Annotated in this window: 18 protein-coding genes; 10 read left to right on the top strand and 8 right to left on the bottom strand. The window is 56.8% G+C overall.

Translation table 11 applies throughout. From position 1 onward, the window contains the following. The first annotated feature begins 11 nt into the window (after positions 1-11). Together HB680_RS01815 and HB680_RS01810 are read left to right on the top strand one after the other, a co-directional pair. Complete coding sequence (locus tag HB680_RS01815) at positions 12-1,043, top strand: acyltransferase (protein WP_213936880.1); 1,032 nt, start codon at positions 12-14, stop codon at positions 1,041-1,043. 235 nt (positions 1,044-1,278) lie between these two features. Then, entirely contained in the window at positions 1,279-2,409 is a 1,131-nt protein-coding gene (locus tag HB680_RS01810) for an SGNH/GDSL hydrolase family protein (protein ID WP_213936879.1), read from the top strand. Between the two features lie 128 nt (positions 2,410-2,537). Here the strand turns inward: HB680_RS01810 and HB680_RS01805 are convergent, their stop codons facing one another. Further along, a complete protein-coding gene (locus HB680_RS01805) occupies positions 2,538-2,954 on the bottom strand; it encodes a mannose-1-phosphate guanylyltransferase (RefSeq protein WP_213936878.1) in 417 nt (138 codons plus the stop codon). Between the two features lie 44 nt (positions 2,955-2,998). Then, positions 2,999-3,832: a UTP--glucose-1-phosphate uridylyltransferase GalU gene (gene galU, locus HB680_RS01800; protein ID WP_213936877.1), complete on the bottom strand. Its 834-nt coding sequence runs from the start codon at positions 3,830-3,832 to the stop codon at positions 2,999-3,001. A 307-nt stretch (positions 3,833-4,139) separates the two neighbouring features. Between galU and galE the strand changes: the two genes are divergently transcribed. The 6 genes from galE (at position 4,140) to HB680_RS01770 (ending at position 10,337) form a co-directional block, all read left to right on the top strand. After that, a complete protein-coding gene (gene galE, locus HB680_RS01795; protein WP_213936876.1) occupies positions 4,140-5,156 on the top strand; it encodes a UDP-glucose 4-epimerase GalE in 1,017 nt (338 codons plus the stop codon). A gap of 235 nt (positions 5,157-5,391) precedes the next feature. Continuing rightward, positions 5,392-5,628: a hypothetical protein gene (locus tag HB680_RS01790; RefSeq protein WP_054054211.1), complete on the top strand. Its 237-nt coding sequence runs from the start codon at positions 5,392-5,394 to the stop codon at positions 5,626-5,628. A gap of 138 nt (positions 5,629-5,766) precedes the next feature. Further along, a complete protein-coding gene (locus HB680_RS01785) occupies positions 5,767-6,828 on the top strand; it encodes a polysaccharide biosynthesis/export family protein (RefSeq protein WP_213936875.1) in 1,062 nt (353 codons plus the stop codon). 10 nt (positions 6,829-6,838) lie between these two features. Beyond that, entirely contained in the window at positions 6,839-7,504 is a 666-nt protein-coding gene (locus HB680_RS01780; protein ID WP_213936874.1) for a YjbF family lipoprotein, read from the top strand. Then, positions 7,501-8,262 (top strand): capsule biosynthesis GfcC family protein, encoded by a 762-nt coding sequence (locus HB680_RS01775; RefSeq protein WP_213936873.1) that lies wholly within the window; start codon positions 7,501-7,503, stop codon positions 8,260-8,262. The genes HB680_RS01780 and HB680_RS01775 overlap by 4 nt, the downstream gene beginning before the upstream one ends. Beyond that, positions 8,259-10,337, top strand: a complete 2,079-nt coding sequence (locus tag HB680_RS01770) for a YjbH domain-containing protein (protein WP_213936872.1) — start codon at positions 8,259-8,261, stop codon at positions 10,335-10,337. The genes HB680_RS01775 and HB680_RS01770 overlap by 4 nt, the downstream gene beginning before the upstream one ends. A 337-nt stretch (positions 10,338-10,674) precedes the next feature. On the opposite strand, the gene HB680_RS01765 is transcribed toward HB680_RS01770, so the two are convergent. From HB680_RS01765 to HB680_RS01750, 4 genes are all read right to left on the bottom strand, one after another. Then, positions 10,675-12,069, bottom strand: coding sequence for an undecaprenyl-phosphate glucose phosphotransferase (locus tag HB680_RS01765; protein WP_213936871.1), 1,395 nt, complete (start codon positions 12,067-12,069; stop codon positions 10,675-10,677). 319 nt (positions 12,070-12,388) lie between these two features. After that, on the bottom strand, positions 12,389-13,048 hold the full coding sequence (locus HB680_RS01760; RefSeq protein WP_213936870.1) for a winged helix-turn-helix domain-containing protein: 660 nt from the start codon (positions 13,046-13,048) through the stop codon (positions 12,389-12,391). A 32-nt stretch (positions 13,049-13,080) separates the two neighbouring features. Further along, on the bottom strand, positions 13,081-13,821 hold the full coding sequence (locus tag HB680_RS01755) for an EAL domain-containing protein (RefSeq protein ID WP_213936869.1): 741 nt from the start codon (positions 13,819-13,821) through the stop codon (positions 13,081-13,083). Between the two features lie 25 nt (positions 13,822-13,846). Further along, the gene (locus HB680_RS01750; RefSeq protein ID WP_213936868.1) at positions 13,847-14,587 is read right to left on the bottom strand and encodes a winged helix-turn-helix domain-containing protein; all 741 of its coding nucleotides are present in this window, start codon (positions 14,585-14,587) and stop codon (positions 13,847-13,849) included. Positions 14,588-15,117: 530 nt separating this feature from the next. Between HB680_RS01750 and HB680_RS01745 the strand changes: the two genes are divergently transcribed. Then, positions 15,118-15,951, top strand: a complete 834-nt coding sequence (locus tag HB680_RS01745) for an undecaprenyl-diphosphate phosphatase (RefSeq protein WP_213936867.1) — start codon at positions 15,118-15,120, stop codon at positions 15,949-15,951. Positions 15,952-15,974: 23 nt separating this feature from the next. Here HB680_RS01745 and dusA read toward each other — a convergent pair whose 3' ends face one another. Beyond that, positions 15,975-16,985 (bottom strand): tRNA dihydrouridine(20/20a) synthase DusA, encoded by a 1,011-nt coding sequence (gene dusA, locus HB680_RS01740; RefSeq protein ID WP_213936866.1) that lies wholly within the window; start codon positions 16,983-16,985, stop codon positions 15,975-15,977. Between the two features lie 103 nt (positions 16,986-17,088). Between dusA and HB680_RS01735 the strand changes: the two genes are divergently transcribed. Beyond that, positions 17,089-18,213 carry a tyrosine-type recombinase/integrase gene (locus HB680_RS01735; protein ID WP_213936865.1) on the top strand — a complete coding sequence of 375 codons (1,125 nt, stop codon included), beginning with the start codon at positions 17,089-17,091 and terminating at the stop codon, positions 18,211-18,213. A 1-nt stretch (position 18,214) separates the two neighbouring features. Here the strand turns inward: HB680_RS01735 and HB680_RS01730 are convergent, their stop codons facing one another. After that, positions 18,215-18,490 (bottom strand): pyocin activator PrtN family protein, encoded by a 276-nt coding sequence (locus HB680_RS01730; RefSeq protein WP_213936864.1) that lies wholly within the window; start codon positions 18,488-18,490, stop codon positions 18,215-18,217. Positions 18,491-18,498: the final 8 nt, after the last annotated feature.

The following is an 18,498-nucleotide window of genomic DNA, read 5'->3' as shown; positions in this document are numbered from 1 at the left end:
GTTTGCGTTTTATGTCGAGCAAGAAAAAGTCGCTGGAGATCGAAACCCTGCGCGGTCTGGCCTGCCTGCTGCTGGTGCTCTATCACGTGATTGGCCCCTTGGGCGGCGGCTTGAAAATAGACGTTGGATCGCCGTTCCGGGTGATCGCCGATTCCATGGTGTACGTGCGCATGCCGCTGTTCACCTTCATCTCGGGCTATATCTATTCCATCTACAAAATCCGCGGCAATGACTTCCAGGCCTACGTGGTCGGCAAGGTCCGGCGGCTGATCGTGCCGTTGTTTTGCGTGGGGGTGCCGTTCTCGGTGCTGCAAGCGATCGGGCCCGGAGTGAACAAGGACGTAGGCGTGATCGATGCGCTGTTTTCGTTCTATATCCCGGTCAATCACTTCTGGTTTTTGCAGGCGGTGTTCATCATCTTCATGTTTGTCGGGTTGCTGGAATGGCGCGGCTTGTTGCGGACGGTGACGCGCCAGTTTCTGTTGCTGGGGTTTGCGGCGGCGGTGTTTCTGCTGCCGCCGTTTGCGGTGGATGCGTTCGGCATCAATGGCGCGGTTTATCTGCTGCCGTTTTTTGTGCTGGGGATGATTGGCCATGAAAAGGTCAGCGAGATCAGGCAAACGTTCAGGGTGATCGGGCCGTTGGTGTTCGTCTTGATATCGGCGGTGCTGCTGTATGTGGCGACGGTGGATCGCGGATTGATCGTCGATCGCCGCAGCCTGGTCGGCTTGCTGGTAGGGTGTGTGTCGTGCGTGGCGCTGTTGTCGAGTAACTTGCAGGTGCGCTGGCTGATCTGGCTCGGCGGTTATTCCTACGCGATCTTCCTGTTTCATGTGCTGTTTGCCGCCACTTCGCGAGCCGTGCTGGGGCGTCTGGGGGTGAGCGATGACAGCGTTCTGGTGCTCAGCGGCGTGACCTTGGGTCTGCTGGGGCCGGTGGTGTTGTCGAGCATTTTCAGTCGATTCAACGTCACCTCCGTGCTGTTCCTGGGTGAGCGGGTCACATTTAAAAAGCCACCCGTAGTCGTAATGCCAGCGAGTTAAGCCGTAACGCGCTCTGTAGCAGCTGCCGAGCACCGCGAGGCTGCGTTCGGCGGCGAAGCCGTCGTGAAATCAGGCGACGCGGTGTTTCAGGTAGACCTCGAGCGCAGGGTTTACGACGGCTTCGCCGCCGAACGCAGCCTCGCGCTGCTCGGCAGCTGCTACGAAGAGTGTGTTAACCAATAATTAGCCGGTTGTCTTGGTGACGGTGGCGTAATCCTGATGAAGGAAATGACGCATGTTTGCAGTTGATGAAGCGCGTCCCGTAGCGGCTTCGGTGATTGAAGTCGGTGACGCTCGCGAACGTTTTGCGCAGTGGCGCGAAGGCAAGGCGGGGAAGGTGTTGGCCATCTCGGTGATTGGCGACAGTTACAGCGCCGGGCAGGATTTTTATCTGAACAAGCTTGTCCAGCGGCTTACCCACAAGGCGGGTTTTGCCGGGCCGGGCTACGTCGGATTCAACCACGGCGCGGCGCTTGGCGGCACCCACTACACATACACCCGCGGCAGCGAAAAGTACTTCGGTGGTGATTGGAGCGTGTCCGGACTTGGCCAGGCCAGCCCGGACAGTCGCACCATCACCGGCCGGCCGGGTGCTTATCTGGAGATCGATGCGCGCCCGACCGCCAGCGTTGATACGTCCATCGCCCAGGCGAAATTGCTGTACCTGGGCGACGGGAAAGCCAGTGAGGTGCGTTATCGCTGGACTGCGTCGGATCCCTGGCATTCGTTGAAACTCGACGGTTCAGGTGTTCAGGAGGTCCGGTTACCAGGCTTTTCCAAGCAGCCCGAGTGGGCGTTTCGGCTGGAAGTGGTGAACGGCGCACCCACCTTGTTCGGCTTGTGGTTGAGCAATCAACAGGACGGCGTCCGGGTGTCCAAACTCGCGGCGTCCGGCGCGGCCTCCGCTGATTTCTATCACAACGATGGCCCGTGGCAGGCGCAGTGGAAAGCGGTGGTGTCGAGGATTCCAGCGGACATTTACCTGATCATGCTGGGCGGCAACGACCAGGGCTTTGGCGTGAAACCCGAAACCTATCTGCAGAACATTCAAGGCCTGGTGCGGATGGTGCGCGAGGTTCATCCGGCGGCGAGCATCAACCTGATCCTGCGCCAGGACACTACGCGTTCAAGTGCCTATCCGATGTCGGCGTACGCGCAGGTGCTGGAACCCTGGGCGCGCAAGGAGCACTTGGGTTACGCGAATATGCAGTGCGCGTTCGGTGCCGACGTCAAACGTTATGCCCTGGGCGGACCCGCCCCGATGATCGGCCCGGACAAGATTCACCCGATTCCGGGGGCGGGAGGGCGGGTGATTGCGGATTATCTCTACAGCCTGATCGTCGCGCCGCAGAACATCTGTCAGTGAGCCAAGACGCAGAACCTGTAGGAGCGAGGCTTGCCCGCGAAAGCGTCATGTCAGTCGACATTTTCATCGCATGATTCACCGCTTTCGCGGGCAAGCCTCGCTCCTACAGGGGGGGCGGTGCTTAGCCTTCAGCGCCTGCCTTTCTCGAAATGCTCCAACTGACTCAACAACTCCGCCGTCTTGAGCGGCATCAGTTGCGGATCACACCGGGTTTCCACCGTGATGACAATCGCCGGATCGCTGCCGGCAATGCGCGCGCGGAATCGCCAGTCGCTGAAAATCACTTTCAGCCCGGCGCGTTCGTCGATATCCAGCGCCTGCTCGCCGTAGAGGTTTTTCAGGTGGGCGAGGAGCGAATCAGGATCGCGAATCGGCCGACGGATTTCCCCGGACGAAGGAAACACGCCGATGCGTTCCACCATCAGCAGGGCGCCGAGCCAGGTTTCGGTGGGGGAGGACAACGACGGATACCGTGACATCCATGACATCACCCCGACGTTACCCACCTCCCGTTCAATGTCTGCCGAGTTTTTTGCAATGTTCATAATGGCCTGCCTGAATGAAGAGTGGGCGACGGTTGAGGGCCTGGTCAGAGGCCCTTGAGGTACAGGTGTTCGTAACAGAAATTGGTCGCGTCGAGATAACCCTCGGCGCCGCCGCAATCGAAGCGCAAACCGTCGAATTTGTAGGCCAGGACACAACCGTTTTGCGCCTGCTTCATTAGCGCGTCGGTGATCTGGATCTCCCCACCCTTACCGGGCTGGGTATCGGCGAGCAGATCAAAGATATCGGGCGTCAGAATGTAGCGGCCGATGATGGCCAGGTTGGACGGGGCGTCTTCCGGGTTGGGTTTTTCAACCATGCTGCTGACGCGGTACACGCCGTCGGCGATCAACTCGCCAGCAATCACCCCGTATTTGTGGGTCTGGTCCCGAGGCACTTCCTGAATGGCGACGATCGAGCAGCGGTATTTCTTGTAGAGCTGGATCATCTGCGCCAGCACGCCGTCGCCTTTCAGGTTCAGGCACAGGTCATCCGCCAGCGACACGGCGAAGGGTTCATCGCCGATCAACGGGCGACCGCTGAGAATCGCGTGACCCAGGCCTTTCATTTCCACCTGCCGGGTGTAGGAGAAGGTGCAGGTTTCGATCAGCTCGCGGGTGCCAGCGAGGAATTTCTCTTTTTCGGTGCCGCGAATCTGATGTTCCAGCTCATAACTGATGTCGAAGTGATCTTCCAACGCACGTTTGCCCCGACCGGTCACGAGGGCCATGTGTTGCAGACCGGCGTCCCGTGCTTCCTCTACCGCGTACTGGATCAACGGCTTGTTGACGATCGGCAGCATTTCCTTGGGCATGGCTTTGGTGGCCGGCAAGAAACGCGTGCCATAACCCGCGGCGGGGAACAAACATTTACGAATCATAAAAATACCCTGGAAGTCATTGATCACAACCCACTGCGGATTAAATAACAGGTGGTTGTAAGTTTCTTGTTTAAGCGACTACTTTAATACCTGAGATGGGTTGTTAATGGCAATTATTGTGCGGTGTATAACAACGGAATGTTATGAGTTGTCCGTCCGCGGCTTGTTAGTTATTTTTCGTCGGTATCTGTTGATAGTGGTGAGCGTTTCAGAGTGCTAAATAAGTACCCGGTATGACTGTCTGGTCGACGTAACTATTGATCGGCACATGTTATTGCGCACTTACGACCCCACTATGGACCGCTCTATGAAGATTCTGGTAACGGGTGGCACCGGGTATATCGGTTCGCACACTACACTTGCGCTGCTTGAAGCGGGTTTTGACGTGGTGGTGCTGGACAATCTTTCCAACAGTTCCGACGCTGCGCTGCATGCCGTGGAAGCCATCTGCGGCAAAAGTGCGCTGATGATTCACGGGGATGTCTGCGACCGGGCCTTGCTCGACCGGATTTTCCAGCAACACGCGATTGATGCGGTCCTGCATTTCGCCGGACTCAAGGCCGTCGGCGAAAGCGTGCGCAAGCCGCTCGAGTACTACGAAGCCAATGTCGGCGGCAGCATCACGCTGTGCCAGGCAATGGCGGCCGCCGGTGTGTTTCGTCTGGTGTTCAGCTCATCGGCGACGGTGTACGGCGCGCCGGAGCAGATGCCGATTCGCGAGGATTTCCCGACGGGCAACCCGACCAATCCCTACGGCCAATCCAAGCTGATCGTCGAGAACGTGCTGCGCGACCTGTGTACGGCCGAGCCGCGCTGGAGCATCGCCCTGTTGCGCTACTTCAACCCGGTCGGCGCCCACGACAGCGGCCACTTGGGTGAAGACCCCAATGGCATTCCCAATAACCTGGTGCCTTACATCAGCCAGGTGGCGGTCGGCAGCCTGAAAGAGTTGTCGATTTTCGGCAACGACTACCCCACGGCGGATGGCACCGGCGTGCGTGATTACATCCACGTCGTGGACCTGGCGGACGGGCATCTCAAGGCCTTGCAATCGATTTCACAGACCACCGGCATCAACATCTGGAACCTGGGCACGGGCGACGGCTACAGCGTGATGCAGGTGCTGCATGCGTTTGAGCAGGCGTCGGGACGGCCGGTGCCGTATCGGATATTGCCGCGCCGCTCGGGTGACGTCGCCGAGAGCCTGGCCGACCCGTCCAAGGCTGCCCGTGAACTGGGCTGGAAGGCGACGCGCAGTTTGCAGCAAATGATGACCGACACCTGGCGCTGGCAATCGAACCACCCGAAGGGTTACCTCGGATAAGTATTGATTGTGCCGAATGTTATAAACCGACAGGAATGTTAAGTAACGTCGGGAAATTAGGCTGGAGTTAAATCCGGCAAATCCGTAGATATAAGCCCTGCCGTTCGACATCTATCAATCAAGTTTGATTGTGGATGAACAACGGATCTTGTTCGCACTTTTTGCGGCTTGATCTTTCCACCTCTAACTGCACGCTTTGTTTTCTAACAGAGCCGAACGTTAGAAAGGAGTTGATATGAAAAAAGTGATGGCAATTGCCCTGTTGTCGATGTTTGGCAACTGGGCGTCCGCAGCGGAAGCGCCGCTGACACAAGCAACTAATGTCGCCGGTAACGTAGCCGCTTCCACAGCGCCTGCGGCCAGTACGGCGATGGTTGCGGGTGCAGTGGCCGCTTCCAACAGTGGTGGCAACGCCAATGGCGGAACCACCGGGACCACAGGTACTACCGGGACAACCGGCACCAGTAACTGAGTCACTCTGTAGGTGTAATACAAGGTCGCCCGATGAAAGTCGGGTGACCTTGCTGGATTTGCCCTTGAATAGCGTAGTGCCATTATGACTCGTAGTTTTCCTTTTTTGATGTTGGCCAGTATCGCTTTGCAAGGTTGTATGTTTTCTCCGGGGCAATACCTGAGCACCAGCGATATCACGCGCCAAGGGGCCAGTGAAAGCAGTCGCGTCGAGCTGATTCCGATCACGCCCAAGCTCATTGCGATGGACCGCGCCACGCAGAAACATACGTCGCTGCCGGCGGAGTTGCTGACAACCCCGGCCGAGTACCGCATCGGCAACAACGATGTCCTGTACATCACGGTCTGGGACCATCCCGAGCTGACGGCGCCCTCCGGCGCGCAACAGCAGATCGATGCCAACGGTCGCCTGGTGCGTTCCGATGGCACGTTGTATTACCCCTATATCAAGGAGGTCCAGGCCGCCGGCCGGACCATCCAGCAACTGCGCGAGGACATCTCCGAACGCCTGTCGGCCTTCATCGCCGACCCGCAAGTAGATGTCGCAGTGTTGCGCTTCGCCAGCCAGAAGGTGGTGGTGTCGGGGGCGGTATCGAAGGCCGGTCCGCAACCGATTTCCACCAACCCGCTGAACGTGGTCGAAGCGCTCGGCACGGCCGGCATCGACCCGCAGAACGCGGATTTGTCCGGCTTGCTGCTGACGCGCAACGGGCGGGTCTATCCGCTGAACCTCGACGCGCTCAACCAGCAGGATTCCGAGTTGCAGAACGTCTACCTCAAGGGTGGCGATCAGCTGTACCTGCCGTACAACGACAACAAGCGCATCTACGTCATGGGCGAAGTCAATCAGCCGCGCGCGCTGACGTTCAAGACCGGCACCATGAACCTGTCCGATGTCCTCGGTTCGGTCGGCGGCTTGAGCCAGACCACCTCCAACGGCAACGCCGTGTACGTGATTCGCGGGGTGGAAAACCTCGATGTGGAACCGGCAAAAATCTACCAGTTGCAAGCCGAGTCGCCGACCGCCATGGCGCTCGCCACGCACTTCAATGTTCGGCCCCAGGACATCGTCTACGTCGGCCCCGCCAACGTGACGCGCTGGAACCGATTCATCAGCCAATTGGTGCCATCGGCGGCCATTCTCGGCGTGGGCGCTTCCTCGGCGAAGAACCTGAGTGAAGTCCGGGATAACGGCAAATAAGGTCAGGTCTGTGAAAACGTTGAAAGTTGGCGTCGGTTTGATAGCGGCCTTGTTGTTGTGTGGCTGTAACCCGCTGATGACCGCTTCCTTGAGCAACTTCAAGGCTGCGGTGGTCGGCCCCGATGAACTGGAAGTCACGCCTGCCGAAGTGGCCCGGGTTGAATTTTCCCAGATCACCTTGACCACGCCGTCCGGCTCCGGGGTGTTGGCGATGGTGCGTGAGCGGGGCGACCTGCAGTTCTGGGTCGCGTCCGGCAAACAGGTGTTGCTGCTGCGCGACGGTCTCGCGGTGCGCACCATCGGCCTCGGTGTCGAGGGCGATCTGGACGGCACGCGATTGGCGCCGGCCTCGCCCTTCAAGCAAGGCCTGCACACGCTGCCCGATGGCTACACCAGCCAGCGCTGGATCGATCTTTATCGCGGCAGCGAAACGGGCGTGATTCTGAACAGTCGCTTCTCGCGCAAGTCCATGGAAACCCTGGAAATCCTCAACAAGGAATACGCCGTGCTACGTGTCGATGAGCAGATTGACGCCCCGGCCATTGGCTTGCGTGCGACCAATCGTTATTGGGTCGATCCGGTTGACGGTTTCATCTTGAAGAGTGAGCAACAACTGACCACGCGCCTGCGGGTCAAGATTGTGCAACTGACCCCAGAACGCAGGTTTGCCCGTTGAAGCGGTGGGTGTTTTTGTCGGCGTGCCTGCTGTTGATCAGTAGCGCAAGCCAGGCAGCGGTCACGGTTTCGGGCGATGTGCAAATCCCGGGGCCGGTCGACTTGCCGCCGGGCGGACGGCTGTCGGACGTGATCAGCGTCGCCGTGCCCAATGCCGAAAGCTATTGGCTGGCGGCGGGGTTGCTGCGCCAGTCGTTGCTGGAAGAGCAGGCCCGGCTCAAGACCGGGGTGCTGTTCGACTTGCAGGTGTTGCGGCGTGAAGCGCTGATCTTCGACAGACCCGGCCGGGTAGAACTGGCGACGCGGCTGTTTGAGCAAGTCAGCCGCATGCCAGTCACCGGGCGCCAGGTCACGGTGTTGGACCCGGTGGCGATCGAGGTCGGGTTCGCCCCTAACGTTCACCTGAGCGACGGCGATCGCCTGATCTATCCGTTGCGCGTCGATCAAGTTGAAGTGCTCGGCGCCGTCGCCGAACCGTGCCGATTGCCGCATGTCGTCGGGCAAGAGGCCCGGGAGTACCTAAAAGGATGCGCCATCCTGGACGATGCGGAGGCCGATTATCTGTGGCTGATCCAGCCCAGCGGCGTCACCCGCCAGGTCGGCATTGCGCCGTGGAATCGTGAGCGCGGGCAGGTGCCTGCCGCCGGCAGCAAGATTCTCGTGCCAGTCAAAAATGATGATCTCGATCCGCCTATCCCTGAACTGAATCAGCAGTTGGCCGAATTTCTTGCCACGCAATTGGCTGAGGTGGTTCATTGAATTTACGTTTTGCAGCTGTGTTGTTATTGCCCTGTGGGCTGGCGCATGCCGAGCCGCGTCTGACCCAGAATGATTTCGGTGGCGTTGGCTTGTGGCAGACGCCGACCGCCCGGATGTCCCCGGCCGGCGAGTTGAGCGTGAACGCCAACCGCACCGAGCCCTATAGCCGTTACAGCGTGGCGCTACAGCCGTTCGATTGGCTGGAAGGGGCATTTCGCTACACCGCCATCACCAACCGGCCTTACGGCCCCGAATCGTTGAGCGGCAACCAGAGCTATAAGGATAAGGCGGTCGATCTCAAAGTCCGGTTGTGGCAGGAAACCCATTGGGCGCCCGACGTGGCGTTGGGCTTCCGAGATATTGGCGGTACAGGCCTGTTCTCCAGTGAATTCCTGGTGGCCAGCAAGCGCTACGACGATTTTGATTTCACTGCCGGGATTGCCTGGGGTTATCTGGGCAACCGCGGCGACTTCGACAACCCGGCGGGTTGGCTCGACGATCGTTTCAAGACCCGGCCGGACATGGAAGGCACTGGCGACGTCAACGCCGGCGCCTACTTTCGTGGCAAGCCTTCGTTGTTCGGCGGCGTGACCTACCAGACGCCGTGGGACCGGCTCAGTCTGAAACTCGAGTACGAAGGCAACGACTATAAACACGAGCCGAAGGACAACGTGATCCAGCAGGATTCACCGATCAACCTCGGCGCTGTGTTCAAAGTGACCGACTCGCTGGACGTGAGTGCGGCCTGGGAGCGGGGCAACACCGCGATGTTCGGCCTGACCTTTCACACCAACTTCGTCAGCCGCAAGGCCCCGACCAAGAGCTTCGATCCGCCGGCGGAGCCTTTGCCGGCCAAGGCGCCAGCCGTCGCGATGGATCAGGTCAACTGGCCGGATGTGTCCCGGCGTCTGCAGCAAAATGCCGGCTACAAGGTCGAGCGCATCAGCCAGCGCGGTTTCGAGTTGATCGTCTACGGCGAGCAGGGTCGCTATTTTCATTCGGCCAAAGCGGTCGGGCGTGCCAGCCGGATTCTGGACAACAGCGTCAACGCCGATATCGACTGGTTCACTCTGGTCAACAAGCGCTACGACCTGCCACTGGAAGAAACCAGCGTGCCACGGCAAACCTTTCGCGAAGTGCTCAATAACGAGGAACCGCTGCAAGCGTTGCACCGCACCACTGAGATCAACCCGGCGATGCCGCACAACGAAAAGACCCTCTACACCGAAGCCCGCGACCCCTTCAGCTACGGGGCCGGGTTGGGTTTCAAACAGAACGTCGGTGGTCCTGACGGTTTTTTCTATCAGTTCAGTGCTGATGCGGACGCCGAGTATCGCTTCAACCGCAACACCTGGTGGAGCGGCCTGCTCAGCGCCAATCTGCTGAATAACTTTGACGGCTTTAAATACGACGCACCCAGTGGCTTGCCCCGGGTGCGCACGGACTTGCGCCAGTACCTGACAACGTCCGAAGTCACCATGCCGCTGTTCCAGGTCAGCCACGCCGAGCAGTTGGACAAAGACTTGTATGGCATGGTCTACGGCGGTTATCTGGAATCGATGTTTGCCGGCGTTGGCGGCGAGGTGCTGTTTCGCCCGACGGGCCAGCGCTGGTCGGTCGGCGCGGATTTGAACTACGTGCGCCAGCGCGAATTCGACCAGGGCTTTGGCCTGCGGGACTACTCGGTCGTCACCGGACATATCACCGGCTATACCGATTTGCCCTACGACACACTGGCTGCGGTCAGCGTCGGACGCTACCTGGCTGGGGATTGGGGCACCACGATCGACCTCTCGCGGGAGTTCTCCAACGGCGTACGCTTCGGGGCCTGGGCGACGATCACCACCGCCACTGGCGCCGAATATGGCGAAGGTAGTTTCGACAAAGGCCTGTACCTGTCCATTCCGTTCGATGAATTGATGAGCATGTCGACCATGCGCCGCGCCAACCTCGTCTGGTCGCCACTGACCCGGGACGGCGGCGCACGGCTCAATCGCAGTTTCCAGTTGCATTCGATGACTGATAGCCGCGACAACGACATGTTCTACCGCAACTTCGAGAAGATCACCGAGTAACGATCGTTACATCACACCTGGACCCCGTGGGAGCGGGCTTGCTCGCGAAGAGGTCGTGTCAGTCGACCTATAGGTTGATTGACACACCGCATTCGCGAGCAAGCCCTCTCCCACATTCGCTCGGGTTGGGCCTGGTATTTGTGAACAACCCAAAACCCCTGTGGGAGCGAGCTTGCTCGCGAAGAGGTCGTGTCAGTCGACCTATAGGTTGATTGACACGCCGCCTTCGCGAGCAAGCCCGCACACAGGGATTTGTGGATTGCCGACCGGTTAATCCCAGCCACAAAAAAGGGGACTTTCGTCCCCTTGTGGTGCTGATGTTTCAACCTTCACGCCATCAATAGATGTCCTTCGAGAGCAAGGTAAAGGGCGTCTTCACCAGGATCTTCAGGTCCAGCCACAGCGACCAGTTATTGATGTACTTGAGGTCGATCTCCACACGTTTCTGCATCTTGTCGAGGGTGTCCGTCTCGCCACGGCAACCATTGATTTGTGCGAGCCCGGTAATCCCCGGCTTGATTCGGTGGCGAGCCATGTAGGCCAGAATTTTCCCCGAATAGTAATTGTTGTGGGCGACCGCGTGAGGCCGTGGGCCGACCAGGGCCATGTGCCCTTGCAGCACGTTGAACAGTTGCGGCAGTTCATCCAGCGAAGTGCGGCGGATAAAGCGCCCGACGGCGGTAATGCGCGAGTCGTTGCGGCTGGCCTGCTTGACCTCGTGATCGTCGTGGACCCGCATCGAGCGAAACTTCCAGACCTGGATCACCTTGCCGTTCCAGCCATGGCGGTCCTGTTTGAAGAACACTGGGCCGGGCGAACTGAGCTTCACCGCCAGCGCAATAATCGCCAGCACCGGACTCAGCAGGATGATGGCCAACAGCGCCACGCTTTTTTCCACCAGACTTTTGCTCAGCGCAGCGGTGGGTTGGCTGGTCAATGGGCTTTCATTCAGATAGATCGCCGGCAGACCGTCCACAACCCGCACCGAGTGATTGAGCAGCGTCAGGCTGTTCAGGTCCGGCACCCAGACCACGTCGACATTGGCACCGAGCAAATCGACGTACATCGCTTCGATTTTTGCCGCTTCGCTCAGCGGCAAGGTGATGTACAAGCGTCGAATGTCATGGAAGCTGATCAACTCGAGCAGATCTTCCTGCACGCCGACGATGTGGGGGGCATCCGGTTCCAGCGGGGCAACGGTACCCGTGCTGACCAGACCCACCAAGGGCAGGTTTTCGACGCTGCTCAACTTCTTGGCCAGGCCCAGCGCCAACTCGCCGGTCCCGACGATCAGGGTCCGATGCTCGCTTTTTCGCGACCGCTGATAGTACTTGGAGAACCCGTGCAACGGCGCGTACAGCAGCGCTTGCCCGAGGAAACCGTACACCGCCCAACTGAGAATCACCTGCCGCGAAAACAGCTCGTCGGCCTTGCAGATGAAGGCCATGCAGGCCAGCGCAGCCATGGTCATGGACCAACCCATGAACAGGCGTCCCAACCCCGTCAGGTAGCTGTCTCTTTTGCGGTAGACGCCACTGAACGTGTAGGCCGGCACCGAAGCCAGTACGCTCAGTGCCGCGCACACCCGGTAATAGAACTCGACCGCGCCGGTATGCTGTTCGGCAAGTACAAACAGCAATGCAACGACAAAGCCCTGTGCCAGCGCCCATTGGCCCCAAAAGGTCAGTCCCTTGAGGCCGGTATTTCGATTGATACGAAGAGTAAGATCCATGCGATATCCCCAAAAGACGTCCATTCAGGTATCGACAGTCGAACCGCGAGTTGTTTAAACAGGATTGTTATTGTTTTAACTAATGCCCTGGGACTAACAACGTCGAGAGATCCAACTGTCGTCAGTCAATAGATTAAGTTATTGATGGGGAGGGCTGTCTGACGAGTTCTAACAAGATGGCAAAGTGCCAACTTTATGGGTTATAAATATGAGATGTTAGAAAAGGTCGAAATTGGGGGGGTGTTTGGAGCGGGAGGTAACAAACAAAGTGCACTTTTTATTGTTGTAATAGCACTGTCATATGTTTGTTTCAGGTGGGTCAGGCGTGATGCGGCTCTGATACAACTTCCTGGATCAGGCAATAACCACGGTTTCTTACCGCGCGAAACAGTCGTTCACCTTTGCTGGCGCTTTTGAACTTGTCCTGCAATCGGCTCAAGCACATTTCCAGTCCGCGATACTGTTCCGGTTCCCGGCCGATACTTAGAATCAGATCATCCCGACTGACGACACGATCTTCATGGTGGAGCATCTTCTTGACGAGAGCGGCTTCCAGTCCAGTGAGGTTGATTTCGACGTTTTCCTTGATCAGCACACTTTGATCATCGTCGAGTTGCCAGGCTTCGCTGTATGGCTCGATGTCCTCATGTTCTCGGGGGATATCACTAAGTTCGACAGGAGTTGGCGTGACACCGGACTGAGCTGCCGACCATTCCGCTTCAAGGGTGGCCAGTATGTTCTGTGTCTCATGTTCGATCGTGTGGGCGACATTTTTCCTTGACCCACTTGGGTAAGTGAACTCCATCAGCACGGGGGCGGAAGAGGGCGGGGCAACACCTTCGATAAACATTTGTGCCTGGGACGTACCAAACGAGTTGAATCGCTCGCTGGACAGTATGGTTTCGAGCTCACGCTGGGAAGTAATGCTGTGAGTCACGACAACAAAATATTTTCTGGGGAGGGTTGTACTTATTTCCACGTCTCTCTCCTAAAGTAGTCACCAAAGTTTGGTTAAAAATGATCGGCAGGGGAGTAATAGCTCCCTTGAAAGTAATCAAAGGGCAGCGCCCGGGCCAATGAATGGCTCTCGATATGCTCTACTCGATCGGCAATAAAAGAAATCTTGTTGTTATGGAGCAGTGTCACCATACGGTCATGGAATCGATTGAGAAACTCAGGATCGCTCTCGAGCTTCAAACACTGGTCCAGGGATGAAATCGATACCTTGATGTAGTTAAACAGATTCAGAGTGTCGAAGCGTGTAAGAGATTTCCGTCGGATAGTGTAGTCATCCAGCGCGATTTCTATACCATGATCTTTCAAGCGATACATATGATAAATAATGTTTTTTTTATATTTGGAATCCACTTCCCAGAATGGTTGCACCTTGAGTGACACGACCAGTGTGTGGCCGAGATCGCGCAGGTTGTTACCAGACCGGATCAGCTCGTCAGCTAGTGCAATGCTGGCAAGGCTCGGTTCAGACAGGCAGAGAAACGTTCGGTTCAGATATTTTTCAGAATTGTGCGAGCGACGGTCCTTGAGGGAGGACGGCTCCCGGTGCATCGGCACCCATGGGTCGCTGCTGCGCTCACACGGTTGGCCCGCCTGCGTCGTCCACGACGACGGAGCGGGAAGGGGGCGGGTCTTTATCTCACTGGCAAACGGGCGATCATCACGTGACAGGATCAGTTGCCGGGTGAGAGAGCGATACGGGGCCTTTGCGGGGGAAATACCTCCAGTCGCGTTCATGCAACAACTCCTTTCCATAGGTGAATCAGGCGGTCGAGATCAGACCCCTCATCAAACGGTATCCATAGCCGCGAATGCTTTGAATGGCATTCGTGCCATACATGCCTTTGATTTTTCCGCGAAGACGACTGATTGATTTCTCCAAAGCCCGGGGGTCGTAAAAATTGGTGTTCAGACCCATGATTCTGGCGATTTCATCGTGACTTAATATGTGGTTACTGGTTTGCGCAAAGGCCTCCAAAATTTTCATTTCCGCAAATGAGATGTCCAGCTTCTTACGAGTGCCCATCAGGCATATGCGCGTGGGGTCCAACACCAGGTTGACGTCCCGTTGCCACTCTTCACTGCTGAAGAACTCGGACAGAAACTCAGTGTTTTCGTCGGACAATGTATTGATCTTGATGCAGCAGTCGGCGCCAGCAAGATAATACTTCATCTTGTTGTAGGCACCTCGGCCTGTGATAACCGCACATATAAGTGGATTCAAGTTGGTGGAGCGGAGGGTTTCCACCAGTGCCAGGCCCTCATCGAATGCATGAGGGCTGTCAATGATTATGAAGATAGCGCGGTACAAATCCGGGCGTTCATTCTTCTTATGTAAAATAGTGTAAGCGCTAGCATCAATAGCTATATCAGAGTGTACGTGCCTTGCGACTAATGCTCTAAAGTTCTCGGCCACGCTGCGGGTACGACCCAAGGTAAGAACACCTCGTTCTTCATTTGTCGGGCGCTGGCTTCTAGTCGCTAATTTCCCTGTAAGCATCATGCTTTTTGACTCGAATGGGTGCTGACATCAGGATGTTAAAGCACCGGTTCTCATCTGTGACTGACAATTGGTAACATTCAAAACGCATTTCAGACCCGACAAACCGAGTTTTCTAACATAAACAAAGGTTTTCGACCTTTTAGTTGCCTCTCGCGGCCAGTTGAACTAGTGAAATGGGGCCCTTAGATGATGGCAATATGGAATGGTGCCACTATTTTGGGTCGCTGGCGATTGATTTTTATGGCCAAAAGGCCATCACGATCTTGACGGGTGATTGCGGGCTATTGATCTTGAAATAAGGTGAATATGTGCGCTTCGTCACATTTCCTTAGGGGCGGAATATCACGTCCCAATATCAGCGTTTCCGGTAGTTCGTTAGCCGGACGATTAATAACAAGTATTGAGTATGCTGTTTGATGGGTTTTATTATCTGCAGGATTCCCTAATTGTTTAATAGGCATTTGCTACGTAGTGCCTTTCATTTATTTGGTTGATGGGGCGTTCAACAAGAATAGCCTGGCGGAGGATTGATGGAGTTTTGGACGTTTGTGCAGGTATTGGTTTTAGGCGCAGTAGAAGGACTGACAGAGTTTTTGCCCATTTCCAGTACCGGTCACCAGATTGTTGTTGCGGACTTATTGGCGTTTGGTGGCGAACGCGCCATGGCGTTTAATATTATTATTCAACTGGGTGCCATTCTGGCCGTCGTCTGGGAGTTTCGTCCTAAAATATTCGAGATCGTCAAAGGCTTGCCAACCCAACTTAAAGCGCAGCGTTTCACATTGAACCTGTTGATCGGTTTTCTTCCGGCCGTTGTCTTGGGTGTATTACTGGCCGATAAAATCCATGAGTACCTGTTCAATCCGATTACCGTCGCGGTCGCTCTGGTAGTGGGCGGAATAGTCATGTTGTGGGCTGAGCAGCGGGAGCATGTGGTGCATGTCGAGCATGTGGATGACATGCGTTGGCCGGATGCTTTGAAGGTAGGTTTCGCGCAGTGCCTGGCGATGATCCCGGGCACTTCCCGCTCAGGCTCGACCATCATCGGCGGATTGCTGTTTGGACTGTCACGGAAGGCTGCGACCGAGTACTCGTTTTTCCTGGCGATGCCCACGATGGTCGGCGCCGCCGTGTATTCCGGCTACAAATACCTCGATTTGTTTCAGGCCAGCGACTTGCCCGTATTTGCCTTGGGGTTTGTCACCGCGTTCATCTTCGCGATGATCGCCGTGCGCGGCTTGCTCAAGTTCATTGCCAGCCACAGCTACGCGGTATTCGCCTGGTACCGTATTGCCTTCGGCTTATTGATTCTGTCGACCTGGCTATTCGGGTGGGTGAACTGGACGGCCGCCGCAGCGGCCTGACCGTCTAAAGGCGAAGGGAGGGGTTAGCGCCCCTCAAGCAACTCCGCCGCCTGATCCAGCAACACCAAAGGCTCTTTCGCCTTGTGAATATCCACCGACAACAACTGCCGAAACTTGCGCGCCCCCGGAAACCCGGTGCCCAACCCCAGCACATGCCGGGTGATATGGTGCATCGAACCGCCGGCATCAATGTGCGCCGCAATATAAGGCCGCAACTGCGCCAGCGCCTCGGCCCGAGTAATCACCGGCGCCGTGCTGCCGAACAACTGCTGATCCACTTCAGCCATCACATAAGGGTTGTGATACGCCTCACGCCCCAGCATCACGCCATCGAACGTCTGCAAATGCTCGTGACAAGCCTCCAGCGTCTTGATCCCGCCGTTGAGAATAATCTCCAACTCCGGAAAATCCTGCTTCAACTGCGCCGCCACGTCATACCGCAACGGCGGAATGTCCCGATTCTCCTTCGGCGACAACCCCTCCAGAATCGCAATCCGCGCATGCACCGTAAAACTCGTACACCCCGCATCCCGAACCGTACCGACGAAATCACACAACTGCGCGTAACTGTCCCGCCCGTTAATCCCGATCCGATGCTTCACCGTCACCGGAATCGACACCGCATCGCGCATCGCCTTCACACAATCCGCCACCAACTGCGGATGCCCCATCAACACTGCGCCGATCATATTGTTCTGAACACGATCGCTTGGGCAGCCGACGTTCAGGTTGACCTCGTCGTAACCGTGCTCCTGGGCCATGCGGGCGCAAGCGGCCAGGTCGAGGGGGACGCTGCCGCCTAGTTGAAGGGCGAGGGGGTGTTCGGCTTCGTTGTGACGCAGGAAACGGTCGTGATCACCGTTCAGGAGCGCGCCGGTGGTGACCATCTCGGTGTAGAGGAGGGCGTTTTTGGAGAGTAGGCGTAGGAAGAAGCGGCAGTGGCGGTCGGTCCAATCCATCATCGGGGCTACGCTAAACCGCCGAGACAGCGCAGAGCTTGTGTTTACTGGGGCTGTAGCAAGATTCTGTATCATTTTGCTCTACGTATTTAAGGCTGATTTTGGGGGGTAAAACGGCGTTTTTTTCGAGGCGTCGGTACAATATACCAACTCATTTTGCAATTGTACCAAGGTGAATATGGCCACGATCAGAGCAAGGAAGCGTACCGATGGCAGCGTCAGCTATACGGCACAAATACGTTTGGTTCGCGACGGAGCCCAAGTTTACCAAGAGAGCCAGACCTTCGCCCGAAAAGAGGCCGCCAAGGCCTGGGTTCGGAGTCGCGAGGCCGAGCTGGATCAACCAGGCGCCATCGAGCGAGCAAACCGAAAAGGCGCAACGGTCAAGGAAATGATCGAGCGCTACTTACTTGAAATGAAGAAAGTCCGGCCGATGGGCAAAACCAAGCTTGCCACGCTCAATGCCATCGGTGAGTCATATTTTGGCAAGTTGCACGACAAAGACATCAATAGTCAGAAGTTGGTGGAGTATGCGCTTTGGCGCATGAGTAAAGAGGGCGGAGACGTTAAACCCCAGACGGTCGGTAACGATCTTTCCCATCTTGGCGCCGTGCTTTCAGTGGCTCGTCCTGCATGGGGATATGAGGTCGATCCAGTGGCGATGTCTGATGCCCGAAAGGTTCTGAAAAAGCTCGGCTACAACATGCGCAGTCGCGAACGTGACCGCCGTCCTAAGTTGGATGAACTGCATCGACTGCTGACACACTTCAAGGGCATCCAAGCCCGCCGTCCGACAGCTATCAATATGCTTAAAGTGGCCGGGTTCGCGCTGTTCTCCACGCGTCGCCAAGAAGAAATCACACGGATTCAATGGGCCGATCTGGATGAAGTCGGCCATCGGGTACTGGTTCGCGATATGAAGAACCCCGGCCAGAAGATCGGCAATGATGTGTGGTGCCACTTACCGCCAGAAGCCTGGGCCATTCTTCAAACCATGCCCAAAGAGCGGCCCGAGATATTTCCTTATGATGCTGGGTCAATCTCTGCATCCTGGACTAGGGCCTGCCAGTTTCTTGAAATAGAAGACCTCACCTTTCATGACTTGCGGCACGAAGGTGTAAGCCGGCTGTTCGAAATGGACTGGGACATCCCTCGGGTGTCGAGTGTATCCGGACATCGAGACTGGAACTCAATGCGCCGCTATACGCATCTGCGTGGCCGAGGTGATCCCTATGTTAAGTGGGAGTGGAAAGACAAGATCTTGCTGGCGCCAGTGACTCTGGGCGCCAGATTGCTAAAGTAATTCAGCCACGCCGCAGCGCGCTGTTTAGTTGATGACTCTCCTTAATCGCAGCGGCGCGCTGCACGTCCAGATACTCCGCAAGATCCGTAATGTGGACGCCTTTGGCGCTCTTCTGGCTTGCCTCCATACGTGTAATCGGAATCCTAATTTGTCCCGCCATCACCTTGCGCTGGAACATGTCAGTGGTGAGGTGAGTAAAGTAGTCCTTGCAGACGCGATCGAGCGGGATAACCACTTGGCCGTCGTACTGAGCCATGAGGACAAACAGAGTTTTCATTGTGTTGT

The sequence above is a fragment of the Pseudomonas sp. dw_612 genome, from assembly GCF_018449725.1.
Lineage (GTDB): Bacteria > Pseudomonadota > Gammaproteobacteria > Pseudomonadales > Pseudomonadaceae > Aquipseudomonas.
This window is presented reverse-complemented; position numbering and strand designations above follow the sequence as displayed.